We start from the raw sequence: 16,765 nt of genomic DNA on the forward strand, positions 1-16,765 counted from the left end.
CTGGAACACTTTCCGCTACGCCCAGTCGGGGTGCTCTCAAGCTGGAGGAAACGTGCGGAAGTTGGCGACGGTTGCGGTGGCGGCGGGGTTGTTCCTGGGTGGGGCGGGGGTGGCGGTGGCGGATGGCTGGCACCAGATCCCGAACCTGGTGACCAAGGGTGCCGCGTTCGATTCTGCGGCCTACACGTGGGAGCCCAAGGGCCGGAACCACGGCGGTTTCCGCTTCAAGGGGCTGCTGGCAGACCGAGATGGCAACGACGGGCACAACGTCTCAGTGGAGGTCAGGGTCAACGGCTACGGCTGGAACACGTTCAAGGGCGTGCAGAACAAGAAGGTGGCCCTGGACAAGGTGGTCTACGACGGTGCCGCGCAGCTCACAACTGACGCGTGGATCCGCCTGTGCCGCGACCGCGGCTCCCTGCGACCCGACAACTGCTCCCAAACCGAGCACTACAGCCGGGGATAGCGGCTTCCCTTCGCTCGATTCCGGGAGGCCGCCTCCACGGCCTCCCGGAAACAAAGGAGCTAGCTCGACATGCACGAAATTCTCCGCGCCGAGGGCGTGGACCTCTTCTATGGCACGCAGAAGGCCGTCAGTGATGTGAACTTCTGTCTGATGCGCGGGGAGGTAGCAGCCATCATGGGAAGCAGCGGGTCAGGAAAGTCGTCGCTGTTGTACTCGCTAGCTGGCGTCCTGGCACCGAAACGTGGCACCGTCTCGTTGGATGGCATCGCCTTCTCGACGCTCACCGACGAGGAATTGAGCACATTGCGACGTGAACGGTTCGGATTCGTCTTCCAATATGGGGAGCTACTGCCCGAGCTGACAGTCGAGGAAAACACCGCGCTTCCCTTGCGGCTCGCCGGCCGGCGCAGGGCACCAGCACACACAGCAGCCGGTGAAGTACTCGGGCGATTGGGGATGACCGAGTACTTGCACCGCAGGACATCTCAGTTGTCCGGTGGGCAAAGCCAGCGGGTGGCCGTCGCTCGGGCGCTCGTGCACGAGCCGGATGTCGTGTTCGCCGACGAACCGACCGGGGCCCTCGACAGCGTCAACGCCTCGGCCGTACTGAAGGAGTTCCTACGGCTCGCCCGGGATCAGAACACCGCCGTCGTTATCGTCACGCACGACGCGTCGGTGGCCGCGCACGCTGACACCCAGTACAGGATGACCGACGGCGTGCTGACGCGCCAGGAGGCAGCATGAATGCCTTCGGCCTTGGAATGCGACTGCTCTGGCGCGGCGGATCCCGGGGCCGAACCCGCTTCCTGTTGATGACCTTGGGCTGCTCGCTAGGGGTTGCCTGCCTGACCGCCGTTCTCACGATCCCTACAATCCTTGCTCGGCACGACGCACGGACCGCCCCCCGTGAGCCAGTATCAGCAGGAGTAGAGGACAGCGGGCCTGGTACTGGAATTTCCTTCGCTACGCGAGAGGATTCCTTTGGGTCCGAGCGTCTCCGTCGCGTGTTTGTCGCCGGCCGTGTCTCCGGGGCAACACCAGTTCCGCCTGGCATCGATCGTCTCCCTGCCGCTGGCGAAGTGATCCTCTCGCCCCGATTGCGTGAAGTTGTAGGGGATCATCCTGGGCTGTCTGGACTGCTGCCGGGCAAAGCAACCGGCACTATTGGTCCCGACGGGTTGATCGGACCCGACGATCTGTATGCATACATCGGTCTTACTGCCCCCCAGCTCGCCAACGCTCAGCCGCTACATCATTTCGGGTCGGAACACCCCGTGTTCAACGCGGTGGACGAGTCCACGCTCGACATTCTGCGATTCACTCTCACCTGCGTGGCGCTGTTGCCCCTGGGGGTCTTCCTATCGGTATGTGCTCGGCTGTCCGCCGAGTCCCGGGCACGCAGGCTGGCTGCGCTACGTCTCGTAGGGCTGAGCGTCAAAGACACGCTGCGGGTCAACGCCAGTGAGACCGTGGCCGCAGCCTTCCTCGGGGTGCTGCTCGGCGTTGGCGGATACCTCGTCGTCAACGAGATCATGGCGCGGATCGGCTTGCCTGGACTCCACTGGTACCCGGTTGACGGACGGCCCGAGGCAACGACGCTCATCACCTGCTTGATTCTGTGTCCGGCTCTCGCCTGGCTCGTCGGTCGACACAGTGCGCGGGAGGCTGCGCGCACCCCACTCAACGTCCGCCGTACCGCCGAGCACAAACCACCGAAGGTGCACGGCATGCTCCTGCTGGTCCCCGGCCTCGGTGTCATCGGCGGCTATTGCGTACTCAGCGTCCTGGGGAAAGACCCGTCTGGGGGCTCAGCTAACACCCTCCTCGTCCCCGCTGCCGTTCTGCTGACAGGGACAGGGTTGGTCTTCGGACTTCCGCCGATCACCATGTGGCTCGCCCGCCGACTCGCCCGCAATGCACGGTCACTTCCGCTTGCGCTCGCAATGCGTCGTGCCGAAATCGAACCAGGCGCCTCGCTCCGCGTAGTGACCGGGCTCGTCCTGTTGATCTTCGCCACGTCTCTGACTCAAGGGGTACTCATCGAGCTCGATCAGGTCAGCCGCCGCACAGCGCCGGTGCAGGAGTACCGCGTGGCTGTGGACGAACTCACCCGCGAGCAGTACGACAGGATGACCCGGGTGGATGGCACGCGGGCACACGCCGTCACCCTCTCCTCCTTGACGCGCATGGACGACGGCCCTCTCACGCCCAGTGTGGACGGCGTCGTCGCCACGTGCGCCCAAGTCGCGAGCTTCGTCGAAGCCTCACGCGGCTGCATCGATGGGAAGGTGCTCCGTCTACACGACCTGGCCAGCTCCGCAAGCGATGACACAGTGCCTGGTCGCGCCTTCCCTTTCGCCCTCAAAAGTGGGCGGAAGCTCAGTCTGACGGTGCCACACGATCAGCTGACCCTCCGCGCCTATCAACCTTCAGCCTTCTCCTCGACCGATCTACTCATCCCCCCGTCCCTCGTCGGTGTAGACGAACTGCCGCCGAATTCCTCCCTCACGCTCGTGAGCAGCTCAGATCCCCAGACCGTCCGTACCGTCCTCGACGGCATCGGGGCCATCGCCCCCACGGCCGAAGTCAGGCCCGTCGGGATCGTCGTCGAGTCGCTCGCGCAGTTGACCGTCATCCGGAGTCTCCTCGCGGCTGGGATGGTGCTCGGGCTTGTGATCAGTGTGGCTGCGTTCGTCGTTTCTGTTGCCGATCGGGCCATGGAGCGGCGGGGGCAGGTGGCTGCTCTGGTGTTGCTCGGGGCTCGGGCGGGGACCTTGCGGGTGGTGCAGTGTGTGCAGGTTGTCGTGCCGCTCGCCGTCGGGTTGGGGGCCGCCGTGGTCACCGGGTGGCTGGCCGAGTCGAGTTATCTGATCACCGGGGGTGGGGCCGTGCACTGGGACTGGAGTGGGTTGCCCCTGCTGCTCGCCTGTTGTCTCGGCGTGCTGCTCGCCGCCGGGGTCTCCGCGCTGCCCCTCGTGCGCCGGCATGTCGACCCCGAGCACATCCGGCGCGACTAGCGTCCCCGGTCCGCGTAGCAGGAGCCTCCTCCTCGCGGGCCCGTGCGCAGGGCGCCTCAGGCCGCCAGGGCGTGGGCCATGCGGCGCTCGACCCGGGACCTCAGGGCCCACGTACCCGCCGCCGCCAGTACGCCGCCGACCAGGGCCGTTGCCCACAGGAGCGTCGGGCCGAAGCCGGTGTACAGGGTGACGCCGAGCGTCAGCGCGCCGAAACGGGCCAGGCCCCACGTCCAGCTGAAGGCGCCCTGGTAGCGGCCGCGGGCGTGGGCCGGGGCGAGGTTCGCGACGATCGCGGCCGCGATGCCCGCGACGACCACCTCGCCCAGGGACCACACGACCACCGACACCGTGAAGCCGACCACCCCGTCCGCCAGGCCCGTCAGTGCCACGCCCACCGCGATCAGGACGCTGCCCGCGCACTGGACCGCGAGTTGGGGCAGCTTGGCCAGCCGGGCCGTGACGAAGGGCTGGAGCGCGACCACCATGATCGCGTTGACCGCCGCCATCGCCCCGTACACCGCCGGGGACAGGCCGCTGTCATGGATGGCGAGGGGCAGAGCCACCTCCGTGAGGGAGTAGACGAACAGCTGGATGCCGAGGAGCGGGAGCAGCGCGAGCGCCAGGCGGTCGCGGAAGACCACCCCGTAGCCCATGCCGCCGTCCGAAGGCGAAGACGAAGACGAAGGTGAAGACGAAGGTGAAGTGGAAGGCGTCTGTGTCTTCTTCGGGCGCTCCTCGTTCAGCCTCGTCGCCACGATCGTCGCGTAGATCAGCATCGTCCCCGCGTCCACCGCGAACAGCAGCCAGTACCCGTGCGCCGCCAGGAACCCGCCCAGCACGCCCGCCACCGCCGTACCGATGTTCACGCCCCAGCCGAACAGCGCGTACGCCCGCTGCCTGCGTTCCGCGTCGACCGCGTCGGCCATCAGCGCGTACGCCGCCGGGCCGACCATCGCGCCCGTCGCGCTGATCAGCAGCGCGGCCGCCGCCATCGTCCACACGCCCGGCGCCACGAACAGCGCGCCGTGCGCCGCGGCCGCGCCGAGCAGGCCGATCAGCATCGTCGGGCGGCGGCCGATGCGGTCGGCGAGGACGCCGCCGAGCGCCGGGCCGAGGAGGTTGCCCGCGCCGAGGGCGCCGAGGACGTACGAGGTGTCCGTCCCCGTGACCCCGCGTGCGGCGAGGAAGAAGACGAGGAAGGGCGTGACCAGGTAGCCGAGGCGGTTGACGATCGTCCCGGCGAAGAGGGTCCAGACGGTGGGCGGGAGGCCGCGGAAGGAGGAGAACATGTGAGGAGACTGGACCTCGCCCACCCCTGCAGCCATTGATTAAGCTCAGGCTGAATCCAATGGCCGTATGTCCACTACAGGCAGGGTGGAATTTTGGAATCCGGACTCAGTTTCTCCGCCGCCGACCTCGCCCAGACCCGGTTCGCGGTCTCCCCCATGTGGGAGGTCGTCACCAGTTTCCGGCTGCTCCGCGAGCCCACCGATCCGCCCCTGCACCGGAGTTGGGCCGCGCAGGTACGGCCCCGGCTCAGCGGTGCCGGGCTCGACAACGGCTGGCTGGCCGCGCTGATCCCCGGCCACGGCTTCCTCGCCGACTTCCTCAACCCGACCCCCACCACCCCCTTCCCCACCCTCGCCTCCGAACTCGCCGCCATCCGCGCCACCCCGCCCGCGCAGGTGCTCCAGGACATCGGCATCCTCACGAGGAAGGAACCGGCGGGCGGCGATCGCATCTCCCCCTCCGCCTCCGCCGGTCGTTCCCGGCTGCGGCTGCTGCGCGAAGCGCCCGAGGTCGCCCTGGAGAAGGTCACCGACGAGATCGAGACCTACTGGGAGATCGCCCTCGCCCCCTACTGGGCCCGGATCCGCCGGCTCCTCGAAGCCGACGTCTTCCACCGCGCCCGGCAGGTCGCCGAGCACGGTTCGGCGCGCGTCCTCGGCGAACTGCACGAGACCGTACGGTGGGACGACGGCACCCTGCACCTGGTGCGGCGGCACTGCGCGCTGACCCGGGAGGAGGCCGGCTCGGGGCTGCTGCTCGTCCCCTCGGCCTTCGCCTGGCCCCGCGTCCTCACCCGCTCCGTCGCCCCCGACCCGCCCCAACTCGCCTACCCGGCGCGGGGGATCGGCTCCCTCTGGGAACCCCGTACCAGCTCCGCCACCGAGGCGGTCGCCGCCGTCATCGGGCGCTCGCGCACCCTGCTCCTCGCCGAGCTCGACACCCCGACCTCCACCACCCAACTCGCCGCCCACTGCGGCCTGTCCGCCGCCGGCGTCTCCCAGCACCTCACCGCCCTGCGCAACGCCGGCCTCGTCACCGCGCACCGCGCCGGCCGCTCCGTCCTGTACGCCCGCACCTCGGTCGCGGACGCCCTGCTCACGCCGGCGGGCGAGACCGTGTAGAGGCGGGCCTTCTCCTGCTCACCCGTACGCAACCACCGACTTCTTGTACGTACTTGAGGGACGACCGGACCGGCACGAGGGTGAGAGGAACGCATCCTGGTACGTACGTGAGATGGGGCAGGCACTGGCCCGACGCGGGCACGTGACGGGGCCGCGTCAGCTGATTGCCCCTCCCCCGGGCCTTGCTGCTCCATGCTTTCCGTATGGGGAACAAGGTGCACCACCGCCGTATCGAGGCGGACGAGCGCAGGGCCCGGCTGGGCGTACGTCATCGGCTGGCCGGGGCGGCGCGGGCGGCGAGTGCCGAGGAGGTGGCCGGGGCGCTCGTGGCGTTGCACGCGACCGACCCGGCGAGCGTGTTCCTCGCCGTCGGGGCGCGGCTGGGCGGGCAGCCGGGCATCGCGGGGCCGGTGGCGGGGCTTGAGCGGGCCCTGTACGAGGACCGGACGCTGACCCGGATGCACGGCATGCGGCACACGCTCTTCGTCTTCCCGACCGCCCTCGTCCCCACCGTGCACGCCTCGACCACCCGCGACGTCGCCACCCGCGAACGCGCCACGCTGCTCAAGGACCTGGCCAAGGGCAGCGAGTACGACGGGGCCTGGCTCGCCGAGACCGAGCGGCAGGTCCTGGCCGAGCTCGCGGTACGGGGTGAGGCCACCGGGTCCGAGTTGGGCGAGGCCGTGCCACGGCTGCGCGCGCAGTACGTGTACGGGGTCGGCACCCGTCAGGAAGGGCCGCAGTCGCTCTCCAGCCGGCTGCTGCGAGTGCTCGGCATGGAGGGCCGGATCGCGCGCGGGCGTCCGCAGGGCGCATGGACCTCCAGCCGCTTCCGATGGGCGCCGACGCCCGAACAGCCCGATCCCTCGGACGAGTTCGCCCACGCCGATCTCGTACGGCAGTGGCTCGCGGCCTGTGGTCCGGCGACCGAGGCGGACCTGAAGTGGTGGACCGGGTGGAAGGTCACCGACGTACGGAAGGCGCTCGCGGCCATCGGTGCGGAGCCTGTGGAGCTGGCGGAGGGTACGGGGCACGTCCTCCCGGACGACCTCGATCCCGTCCCCGTAGGGGACGCCGACCTCGAACCCTGGGCGGCGCTGCTGCCCGCCCTCGACCCGACGGCGATGGGGTGGCAGTACCGCGACTGGTACACCGACCCCGCGCACAAGGCCGCGCTCTTCGACCGCAGCGGCAACATCGGCCCGACGGTGTGGTGGAACGGCCGCGTCGTCGGCGGCTGGGCCCAGCGCCCTGACGGGGAGATCGCCCTCCGGTTCCTGAGCGACGACGGCGGATCGGAGGCCAGGGCCGCCGTCGAGGCGGAGGCGGCGCGGCTGAGCGGGTGGGTGGGGGACGTGCGGGTCACGCCGCGTTTCCGTACGCCGCTGGAGCGGGAGCTCTCGGGAGGGTGAGAGGCGGGCGAGCCGATCGCCTCCGCTTGGGGGAGTGGATCGCCTGGGGGGGGGAACTGGGGGGGGAAGGTGAGGGCCGGGAGTGGATCGCCTCGGCGGAAGGTGAGGGCCGGGGAGTGGATCACCTCGGCGGAAGGTGAGGGCCGGGGAGTGGATCACCTCGGCGGAAGGTGCGGGCCGGGGAGCGCTCGCCCCGGGAGGGTGACGACCGGGGTTCCTGCCAGGGGCCTCCGGGGCCCCCGCCGCGCCCCCTCCTGGTTCCCCCGGGTGGAATCCCGAAGAAATTCGTACGCGCCCCCGGCGAGGTGTCGAGAATCGGAAGCCCGCTCCGACGTCCCCTGTGAAAGGCCGAACGAAAGACAGGCACCACGCACAGCCACACCGAAGGAGCACGTCATGAAGTACCTCGTCATGGTGCAGGGATCCCAGGCCGACTACAACACCATGGCCGGCAAGGAACCCGGTCAGGGGCCCGCCTGGAGTGAGAAGGACCTGCAGGCGATGTTCGAGCACATGGGGTCCATCAACAACGACCTCGCCGAGTCGGGCGAGCTGGTCGACGCGCAAGGGCTCGTCGAGCCCCGGCTGACCCGGCACGTGAGCGTCGACAAGGCCGGGCAGCCGGTCATCACCGACGGGCCGTACAGCGAGACGAAGGAGCTGCTCGCCGGCTACTGGGTGCTCGACTGCGCGAGCCTGGAACGGGTCACCGAGATCGCGGCGCGCGTCGCCCGCTGCCCGCAGCCGGCCGGGGCGCCGGAGTACCCGGTGGTGATCCGCCAGATCGACGAGCGGTCCGAGTCCGAGCTGTTCAGCGAGTGAGCGCGAACCGGGAGTGAGTCGGGATTGAGCCGCGAGTGAGCCGGGAGTGAGCGAGGCGGAGACCGTCGAGGACCTGCTGCGCCGTCACGCGCCGCAGGTCCTCGGCGCGCTCGTACGCCGGTACGGGCACTTCGACGCCGCCGAGGACGCCGTGCAGGAGGCCCTGGTGGCCGCCGCCCGGCAGTGGCCCGAGTCCGGTACGCCCGCCAACCCGCGCGGCTGGCTCATCCGGGTGGCCTCGCGGCGGCTCACGGACCAGCTGCGGGCGGACGAGGCGAGGGCCCGGCGGGAGGAGACGGCCGCGCGCCTCGAACCCCGCGAGGCCAGGGCGGCGCCGTCCGACGACGACACGCTGACGCTGCTCTTCCTCTGCTGCGACCCCTCACTCGCGCCCGCCGGCCGCATCGCGTTGACGCTGCGCGCGGTCGGCGGCCTGACCACGGCGGAGATCGCGCGCGCCCATCTCGTACCGGAGGCGACGATCGCCCAGCGGATCAGCCGGGCGAAGGCGAAGCTGCGGGACCACCGGTTCCGGCCGCCCGGTCCCGACGACCGGGACGCCCGGCTCGCCGCCGTCCTCCAGGTGCTGTACCTGATCTTCAACGAGGGGTACACCGCGACCTCAGGTCCCGCGCTCCACCGCGCCGACCTGGCCCGCGAGGCGATCCGGCTGACCCGCGCCGTACGCCGACTGCTCCCGAACGAGGCCAGGGTGACCGGTCTGCTCGCCCTGATGCTGCTCACGGAGGCCCGCAGCGCCGCCCGCACCGGCCCGCACGGCGAGCTGATCCCGCTCGACGAGCAGGACCGGACGCTCTGGGACCGGGCCGCGATCGACGAAGGCACGGCGCTGGTGGAGGAGGCCCTGACCGAGGGCCCGCCGGGCCCGTACCAGCTCCAGGCGGCCATCGCCGCGCTGCACGACGAGGCCCGCAGGAACGAGGACACGGACTGGCCGCAGATCCTCGCCCTGTACGACGTCCTGGTCGCCGACTGGCCCCACCCGATGGCCGAACTCGGCCGGGTTGTCGCCGTCGCGATGGTCCACGGCCCGGATGCGGGCCTCGCCGAACTCACGGCCCTGGAACCCCGTCTGAAGGACCACCACCGCCTGTCCGCGGTCCGCGCCCACCTCCTGGAACGCACCGGCGACCGCGCCGCGGCCCGCGAGGCCTACTACGAGGCGGCCCGCCTCACCCTCAGCCTCCCGGAACGCCACTACCTGCGCATAAAGGCCGCCCGGCTGGCCGATTGAGCCCGGTCGAGTTCCTTCGGAGTTCCTTCGGTGTTCCTTCGGTCGAGCTCGGTCAGTGGACGTGCGATCTGCCTCGCTTCGTAATCGTGCGTCCGATGTTCACATCACCTCCTCATCCTCAGGCTCCGGACGCTACGGTTCCTCTGGGGCGTACACATCCAGAACCATCTTTCTTCGCGAGCGTCCGCCACCTCCCACGGCGGCAGCCGCGTGTCCGGGGGGACACATGCACGAGATGTCCAAGGGCGCCAATGTCGGCCTGGTTGCCCTGAGCGAGGACGCGAGCTCCGTCTTCGTGGGCCTGAGTTGGAGCAGCGCTGCCGGGGACGGGGACGCAGACGTGTCCGTCCTGCTCCTCGACGGCAGCGGCAAGGTGCGCGGCGATGGCGACTTCTACTTCTACAACCACCCCGCGGCCGATGACGGCAGCGTTCAGCTCCTCGGAAAGACGCCGACCGAGAACGGCAGCGAGGACCGAATCGGACTGGACCTCACCGCCGTACCCGAGGACGTCACGAACATCGTCATCGCCGCGAGTCAGTACGGCTCCGCCACCTTCGGAGACCTCGACGATCTACGGATGACCGTCTCCGACCGCTCGGGCGAGGCTCTGCTCGGCTTCTCCATCGAGGACGCCACGGTGGAGACCGCGTTCATCTTCGGCGAGCTCTACCGGCGCAACGACGAGTGGAAGTTCCGAGCCGTCGGTCAGGGCTACGAGACGGGACTGGCCGGCCTCGCCACCGACTTCGGCATCGACGTCGTCGAGGACGACGACGTCGATGCCGAGGTCACCTCGCCCGACGGCTCCGTGCCCGCGGGCACGGCCCCCAAGGGGACCGACGCAACGTCTCCGATCCCAGCGAGCGCTTCGGACGTTCGACCTGATGTCGCGGTTCCGGCTCAGGCCGACCGCGGCGATCCCATGCTGAAGTCCGCTGTGGCCGCACCCGCCGCACCCGCGGCACCCACGGCGCCCGACCGCCGCCGGGGCCCGCGGACGGCGAAGAAGAAGGTCACGCTCTCCCGGGCACCGAGGAAGTCCCTCGCGGAGAACGACTCCTGGAAGCCCGCACGCCTCTTCCCCGTCCCGTCGCACAAGAGCGACCGGGAACGGGAGGTGCGTGCGACGTCCGTACTTCTCTCTGTGATGGCCGAGATTCCCGAGTTCGGGCGTCGGCTGACCGCCGCGTTCGGCGCCCCAGCCGGGCGAATGCAGACGTTCACAGAGGTCTCGCTCCCCCACGGCGACAGCCCGAAGCGCCCGGACGGCGTGGTCAGGGTCGAGCGCGCGGGCAAGCTGTGGACGGCACTGGTCGAGACGAAGACCAACGGCAATCCGCTGAAGGCTGAACAGGTCCAGAACTACATGGACATCGCCGCTCGGCGGGGCTACGAAGCCGTCATCACGCTCGCCAACGACGTGGCGCTGGAAGGCAGCCCGCTGGTCGACGTCAAGGTCGACGGGCGCCGCAAGCACAAGGTCGCGCTCTGGCACCTCTCCTGGGCCGAGGTGGCTCACCAGGCCCAGATGCTCATCCGGCACGAAGGAGTGGGCAACGCGGCCCACGCCTGGCTGTTGGAGGAACTGCTCCACTACCTCCAGCACGAGAACTCGGGTTGTCACGGATTTCAGAATATGGGTCCCTCCTGGGTTCCCGTGCGCAATGCGATCGACACCGAGACGCTCTGCCAGGGGGATCAGCGCGCGGTCGAGGTCGTCGAGAGCTGGGAACGGTTGATCCGTCAGGTCTGCCTGCGGCTCGGCGGTGAACTCGGGCAGAAGGCCCTGCCGGTCCAGCGCGCCAAGCGCGGCACGGACCCGAAGTCCCGTCGGACCGCGCTCGCGGACCGCTTGTGCGAGGAAGGCCGACTGTCGGCGGAGGTGCGGATCGACGGCGCGGACAGCATCCTCTCGATCGCCGCCGATCTCCGTACGGGCAAGCTACGCACATCCGTGGAGGTGTCGGCCCCCGGCAGCGGCTACCCCCTCACGGTGGCCAAGCGACTCGTCCGCGTACTGTCGGAGGCTCCTGCCGACCTCCATGTGGAAACCCTCGTCGAAGGCGGGAACGGACCACGCGGCACGCTGGAGAAGTTGCGCCCCGAGCCCGGCGATCTGCTGCCCAAGGACGGCGGCACGATCGCGGGTTTCCGCCTCTCCCTCTTCAAGGGGATGGGGAGCAGCCGTGGCACCACGGAGTCGGGCTTCATCCGCAGCGTCGACGACGCGGTCGACCGCTTCTACGGCTCGGTCGTCACGCATCTCGGCCAGTTCGAGCGCCGCGCGCCTCGGCAACGGTCAGACACGGATGCGCCCGCGGCCGGCTGAACCGAGCCGCGCGACACCTGAACGCGCGCGTGCCCCCGGGGTGATCCCCGGGGGCACGTGTCGTCCCGCGTAGAGGCGGTGGCGGCTGTGGATCAGGTCGTCGCGAGGCCCTTGAGACGCTTCGCGATCCTGGTGAGGCGTTCGCCCTGGTAGCGGGCGGCCTGGAGGACGTTCTCCTCCGGGGCGCCGTTGGCGCCGGCGTGCGAGGCGCCGTAGGGGTTGCCGCCCGCCGCGTAGACGGCCGCGTCGGTGAAGCCGGGGGAGACGATGACCGAACCCCAGTGGTGGAAGGTGTTGTAGAGCGCGAGCAGGGTGGACTCGTTGCCGCCGTGCACGTTGTGGGCGCTGGTGAAGGCGGTGGCGGGCTTGTCCCAGAAGACGCCGCGCTGCCACAGGCCGCCCGTCGTGTCGATGAACTGCTTCAGCTGGGCGGCGACGTTGCCGTACCGGGTCGGCGAGCCGAGCGCGTACGCGTCCGCCCACTCCAGGTCGTCCAACGTGGCGACCTCGACGTCCCCGGTGGCGTCCACGTGGGCGCGCCAGGCGGGGTTGCCGTCGATGGCGGCCTCGGGTGCGAGCTCGGTCACGCGCCGCAGCCGTACCTCCGCACCGGCCTTCTCGGCACCTTCGGCGACGGCCTGCGCGAGCTGGTGCACGCTTCCGGTGGAGGAGTAGTAGATGACAGCGACGTTCACGGACATGACGAGCTCCCCTTTAAGCGGATTCAGTTCCGTTTCAATGAACTCGAGGTTAAGCGGATACCCATCCACTTCGCAAGGGGGCAAGGGGCGCCGACCCTCGGCTTCGGTCCTCAGCGGAGGGTCAGTTCCGTCTCGGACTCCACTCGGGTCAGCTTCTCCGGGTTGCGGACGTAGTACAGGCCGGTGATCCGGGCCTCTTCGAGGCGGACCGCCATGACGCCGTCGATCTCGCCGTCCAGGTGGATGACGAGCGCCGGGCTGCCGTTGACCACGGTGAGGCCGACGGCGAGCGCGCTCTCCTGCCTGCCGGTGCCGCCGATGATGAAGCGGGCCACCTTGTCCGCGCCCACGACCGGCCGCCGCGCCGCCTGCTTGATGCCGCCGCCGTCGCTCAGCAGGACCACCTCGGGGGCGAGGACGTCCAGCAGGCTCTGCAGGTCCCCGGTGGCGAGGGCGCGCTGGAACGACTCCAGGGCCGCCCGGGTCTCGCTCGCGGAGACCACCGCGCGGGGCCGCCGCGCGTCGACGTGCCGGCGTGCGCGGTGCGCGATCTGGCGCACGGCCGCGGGGGTCTTGTCGACGGCGGCCGCGATCTCGTCGTAGCCGACGTCGAACACCTCCCGCAGCACGAAGACGGCGCGTTCCGTCGGCGACAGCGTCTCCAGGACGAGCATCAGCGCCATCGACACGCTCTCGGCGAGCTCGACGTCCTGGGCCACGTCGGGCGCGGTGAGCAGCGGCTCGGGCAGCCACGGGCCGACGTACGCCTCCTTGCGGCGCGACAGGGTGCGCAGCCGGTTGAGCGCCTGGCGGGTGGTGATCCTGACCAGGTACGCCCGGTGCTCACGCACCTCCGCCAGGTCGACGTCGACCCACCGCATCCAGGTCTCCTGGAGGACGTCCTCGGCGTCGGCGGCCGAGCCGAGCATCTCGTACGCGACGGTGAAGAGCAGGTTGCGGTGCGCGACGAAGCTCTCCGTCGCCGGGTCGGAGGCCGGGTCCGACCCGGGGTCGGGCGCCGGGTCGGAGGCCTGGTCCGACCCGGGGTCGGGCACCGGGTCGGACGCGGGGCCTGCCCCGGAGTCCGACGCCAGGCCCGACGCCAGGTCGGGCGCGGGGCCTGTCCCCGAGCCTGACGCCGAGTCAGTCACCGGGTCCGACGCCGGGTCTACGGTGCGCTCTCCGGGCTCGCTGCTCATGCCTCAGCTCCTCGTCCGCGCCCCCGGCCCCGTCGGCCGGAGGCATTCACACGTGCGTCGCGACCCAAGTCAGGCCGCCTGCTCGGCGATCGCGCGCACGTCACCGCGCTCGACGAGCACGGCGCGCTTGGCGTCCTTGGCCCACCACTTGCGCGCGCCCGGCTTGCGAGCCTCGTACCCGAGCTGCCAGGGGACGGCCTTGCAGATGATCTCCTTGATCAGGGCGCCCGCGCGCCCGCCGACGTAGTACTTCTTGACGGTGTCGTCACGGTCGGCGAGCTGGAGGACGCCCCCGCTCCGGCCCAGGCTGATGCACTGGCTGACGAACCCCACCTCGACCTCCGCGGGCCGCTCGCCCGCGATCCTGCTGAGGACCGTCTCGGCGGCCTGCGGGCCGAGCTGGACCGCGGCCTGGCAGCTCATCCGGTACGGCAGGTCCGACGGCGCCGCCGCGTCCCCCGCCGCCACGACCCGCTCGTCGTCCACGCTGGTGAGCGTCTCGTCCGTGAGCAGCCGGCCCAGGGAGTCGGTGCTCAGGCCGCTGCGCGCGGCCAGGTCCGGCACGGTGAACCCGGCGGTCCAGACGGTCACCGCGCTCGCCACCTCGCGCCCGTCCGCCAGCCGCACCGCGTCCCGGGTCACCTCCGCCACCCTCGCGCCCGCGCCCTCGACGACCGTCACCCCGAGCCTGGCCAGCCGCTTGGCGACCGCGCGCCGCCCGCTCTCGTGCAGGGACGGGGCGAGGACGTCGCCGCAGACCAGGGTCACCTTCCGGCCCACCTCCGCCAGCTCGGCGGCCGTCTCGATCCCGGTCGCCCCGCCGCCCACCACGGTGAGCGCGGCCGACGCGGGAGCGGCCGCGACCGCGGCCCGCAGGCGCTGCGCCTCCTCCCACCCGCCGAGCGGGTGGGCGAACTCCGCCGCCCCCGGCACGCGCGCCTCGGCGCTTCCGCTGCCCACCGCGTAGACCAGGTAGTCGTAGGCGACCGTGTCCCCCGACGCCAGCGCCACGCTCCGCCCTGCCGCGTCGATCTCCGCCACCGTGTCCACGACGAGCCCGACGCCCGCGGCCAGCACCTTGCCGTACTCCACGACCCCGTCGTGCGACCCGCCCACGAACTGGTGCAGCCGGATCCGGTCGACGAACGACGACCTCGGGTTGATCAGCGTCACGGCCACGTCCTCGCGCCGCGTCAGCCGGTTGGCCGCCATGACACCGGCGTACCCGCCCCCGATCACGACCACCGCCGTGCTCCCCGTCGCCGTGCCCGCCGTGCTCCCCGTCGTGTTCCTCGTCATGATGTCTCCCTCGCCACGCTTCGGTGAGCCTCGAAAACCTCGTTCGCCCTCTGGACACCGCAGGGCCGCCGGTTGTGACATACGTGAGCCGGATCACGTGACGCGGTGCACCGATCCGGTAACCGGATAGCGCTCCGTTATGCTCGTGAGCAGGGACGGACCGAGGGGGATCGGAAGGAAAGGGCAGGCGGACATGATCAGCGCGAAGGGCTCCGGGGCGGCCGACGTCACCCTGCTGCCGACCGCCGGACGGGCCGTGCCCGAGCGCGCCGACGCCGCGCGGAACCGGCGCAAGATCCTCGACGCGGCCGCCCGGATCGTCGCGGAGACCGGGCCCGCGGGCGTCACCATGAACCAGGTCGCCCACGCCAGCGGCATCGGCGTCGGCACGGTCTACCGCCGCTTCGGCGATGTCTCCCAGCTCCTGTGGGCGCTCCTCGACGACCGGGAAGTGCAGTTCCAGGAGGCGTACATGGGCGGTCCGCCGCCCCTCGGCCCCGGTGCCCCCGCCGACGAACGGCTGCAGGCCTTCCTCGACGCGCTCGTCGACCGTGTCATCGAGCAGCGTGAACTCCTGCTCGCCGCCCAGGCCGCCGCCCCCAGCGCGACCTACACCAGCGGCGCGTACCTCGCCATGCACACCCACGTGACCATGCTGCTCGGCCGGCTCAGGCCCGGGACGGACAGCGCGCTCCTCGCGCACATGCTGCTCGCCCCGTTCACACCGAGCCTGATGAACCACCTCACCGCCGAGCGCGAGTTCACCGCCGACGCGCTCAAGGCCGGGGTCGACGCCCTCCTCAAGCTGGGGAACCCGTAGGGCCCGTCGGACCCGGAGCACCCGTAGGGCCCGGACCGCCCCCAAGGCCCGTAGGCCCCGTAGGGCCCGGAGAACCCTTAGGACCCGTAGGGCCCGGACCAGGGCCCTGACCAGCGACAAGCGCCCCCAGTCCGTCCAGTACCCGCGCCAGGCCGAACCCGTACGCGTACTCAGGGCTGTACATGCCCTGGTACGCCACCGCCGCCGCCTCCCCCACCCGTGCCGCCAGCGGGTACCGCTCCGCGTCGAACACCCGCTCAAGCAGCGGCGCGTGGGCGTCCCACCACTCGTGGTCGGACATCGCGCTCTCGCGATCCACCGCCCGCGCGTCCAGCTCCGTACGAGCCGCGGACTGGACGAACCCGAGAACGTGCGCCAGTGCCGAGTCCATCACCACGTCGTCGAGCCCCAGGCCCTCGAAGGCGCCGAGCTCGTGCTCGTACTTCGCCATCACCCCGGGCCCGAGCGGCGGCCGATGGACCCGCAGCTCCGCCAACCAGGGATGCCCGAGGTAGAGCGCGCGGTTCGCGTCGGCGACCGCCGTCACCCGCTCCCGCCACGGCACCTCCGGCGCGAAGAGGGCCCGCTCCATCCCCAGGAAGACCTGGTCCAGCATCAGGTCGAGCAGCTCGGCCTTGCCGGGGACGTACGTGTAGAGCGTCATCGGGGTCACCCCGAGGCGCTGCGCCACCGCGCGCATGGTGACCGCGTCGAGGCCGCCCTCGTCGGCGAGACCGATCGCCGCGTCGACGACCGCGTCCACGGTCAGACCCTGGCGAGGACCTCGACGGCCACCGCCGCCCCTCCCACCGCCGGTCCGCCCGGCACCGACCCTCCCACCGCCGGCCACCCCCGCCCGATCCGAGTCCCGATCCGAGTCCCGATCCGAGTCCCGATCCGAGTCCTGGTCCCGGTCCCGCCACAGCAGCTCCAGCGTCCGCGCCGGATCCCCCGCCCCGCTGCTCCGCTCGTTCGCCATGGCACCCATTCCCGCAGGTCAGACCTAACTCCCATTACTTTATACGCTGTAT

General features: G+C 70.8%; 14 protein-coding genes. 9 read left to right on the top strand and 5 right to left on the bottom strand.

Annotation, left to right across the window (positions count from 1 at the left end):
* Window positions 1-52 precede the first annotated feature (52 nt).
* From ACGFYP_RS07760 to ACGFYP_RS07770, 3 genes are all read left to right on the top strand, one after another.
* Window positions 53-466: a hypothetical protein gene (locus ACGFYP_RS07760; RefSeq protein ID WP_393487752.1), complete on the top strand. Its 414-nt coding sequence runs from the start codon at window positions 53-55 to the stop codon at window positions 464-466.
* A 69-nt stretch (window positions 467-535) separates the two neighbouring features.
* On the top strand, window positions 536-1,210 hold the full coding sequence (locus tag ACGFYP_RS07765) for an ABC transporter ATP-binding protein (protein WP_393487754.1): 675 nt from the start codon (window positions 536-538) through the stop codon (window positions 1,208-1,210).
* On the top strand, window positions 1,207-3,483 hold the full coding sequence (locus tag ACGFYP_RS07770; protein ID WP_393487757.1) for an FtsX-like permease family protein: 2,277 nt from the start codon (window positions 1,207-1,209) through the stop codon (window positions 3,481-3,483). The genes ACGFYP_RS07765 and ACGFYP_RS07770 overlap by 4 nt, the downstream gene beginning before the upstream one ends.
* A gap of 56 nt (window positions 3,484-3,539) precedes the next feature.
* Here ACGFYP_RS07770 and ACGFYP_RS07775 read toward each other — a convergent pair whose 3' ends face one another.
* Window positions 3,540-4,772 carry an MFS transporter gene (locus ACGFYP_RS07775; RefSeq protein WP_393487759.1) on the bottom strand — a complete coding sequence of 411 codons (1,233 nt, stop codon included), beginning with the start codon at window positions 4,770-4,772 and terminating at the stop codon, window positions 3,540-3,542.
* A 93-nt stretch (window positions 4,773-4,865) separates the two neighbouring features.
* On the opposite strand from ACGFYP_RS07775, the gene ACGFYP_RS07780 reads away from it, so the two are divergent.
* The 5 genes from ACGFYP_RS07780 (at window position 4,866) to ACGFYP_RS07800 (ending at window position 11,715) form a co-directional block, all read left to right on the top strand.
* Window positions 4,866-5,894: a DUF5937 family protein gene (locus ACGFYP_RS07780; protein WP_393487762.1), complete on the top strand. Its 1,029-nt coding sequence runs from the start codon at window positions 4,866-4,868 to the stop codon at window positions 5,892-5,894.
* 203 nt (window positions 5,895-6,097) lie between these two features.
* Window positions 6,098-7,306 carry a winged helix DNA-binding domain-containing protein gene (locus tag ACGFYP_RS07785; RefSeq protein WP_393487765.1) on the top strand — a complete coding sequence of 403 codons (1,209 nt, stop codon included), beginning with the start codon at window positions 6,098-6,100 and terminating at the stop codon, window positions 7,304-7,306.
* Between the two features lie 396 nt (window positions 7,307-7,702).
* Window positions 7,703-8,128 (top strand): YciI family protein, encoded by a 426-nt coding sequence (locus ACGFYP_RS07790; protein WP_393487767.1) that lies wholly within the window; start codon window positions 7,703-7,705, stop codon window positions 8,126-8,128.
* A 46-nt stretch (window positions 8,129-8,174) separates the two neighbouring features.
* Complete coding sequence (locus ACGFYP_RS07795) at window positions 8,175-9,383, top strand: RNA polymerase sigma factor (protein ID WP_393487769.1); 1,209 nt, start codon at window positions 8,175-8,177, stop codon at window positions 9,381-9,383.
* A 226-nt stretch (window positions 9,384-9,609) separates the two neighbouring features.
* Entirely contained in the window at window positions 9,610-11,715 is a 2,106-nt protein-coding gene (locus ACGFYP_RS07800; RefSeq protein ID WP_393487771.1) for a TerD family protein, read from the top strand.
* A 92-nt stretch (window positions 11,716-11,807) separates the two neighbouring features.
* Here the strand turns inward: ACGFYP_RS07800 and wrbA are convergent, their stop codons facing one another.
* The 3 genes from wrbA to ACGFYP_RS07815 form a co-directional block, all read right to left on the bottom strand.
* Window positions 11,808-12,416, bottom strand: coding sequence for an NAD(P)H:quinone oxidoreductase (gene wrbA, locus ACGFYP_RS07805; protein WP_393487775.1), 609 nt, complete (start codon window positions 12,414-12,416; stop codon window positions 11,808-11,810).
* Window positions 12,417-12,526: 110 nt separating this feature from the next.
* On the bottom strand, window positions 12,527-13,615 hold the full coding sequence (locus tag ACGFYP_RS07810; RefSeq protein ID WP_393487777.1) for an RNA polymerase sigma-70 factor: 1,089 nt from the start codon (window positions 13,613-13,615) through the stop codon (window positions 12,527-12,529).
* A 69-nt stretch (window positions 13,616-13,684) separates the two neighbouring features.
* The gene (locus ACGFYP_RS07815) at window positions 13,685-14,914 is read right to left on the bottom strand and encodes an NAD(P)/FAD-dependent oxidoreductase (protein WP_393487780.1); all 1,230 of its coding nucleotides are present in this window, start codon (window positions 14,912-14,914) and stop codon (window positions 13,685-13,687) included.
* A 193-nt stretch (window positions 14,915-15,107) separates the two neighbouring features.
* On the opposite strand from ACGFYP_RS07815, the gene ACGFYP_RS07820 reads away from it, so the two are divergent.
* Window positions 15,108-15,734 (top strand): TetR/AcrR family transcriptional regulator, encoded by a 627-nt coding sequence (locus ACGFYP_RS07820; protein WP_393487783.1) that lies wholly within the window; start codon window positions 15,108-15,110, stop codon window positions 15,732-15,734.
* On the opposite strand, the gene ACGFYP_RS07825 is transcribed toward ACGFYP_RS07820, so the two are convergent.
* Window positions 15,715-16,722 (bottom strand): TetR/AcrR family transcriptional regulator, encoded by a 1,008-nt coding sequence (locus tag ACGFYP_RS07825; RefSeq protein WP_393487785.1) that lies wholly within the window; start codon window positions 16,720-16,722, stop codon window positions 15,715-15,717. The genes ACGFYP_RS07820 and ACGFYP_RS07825 overlap by 20 nt on opposite strands.
* Window positions 16,723-16,765 lie beyond the last annotated feature (43 nt).

Origin of the sequence: Streptomyces sp. NPDC048370 (assembly GCF_043200825.1) — a bacterium.
Taxonomy (GTDB): domain Bacteria; phylum Actinomycetota; class Actinomycetes; order Streptomycetales; family Streptomycetaceae; genus Streptomyces.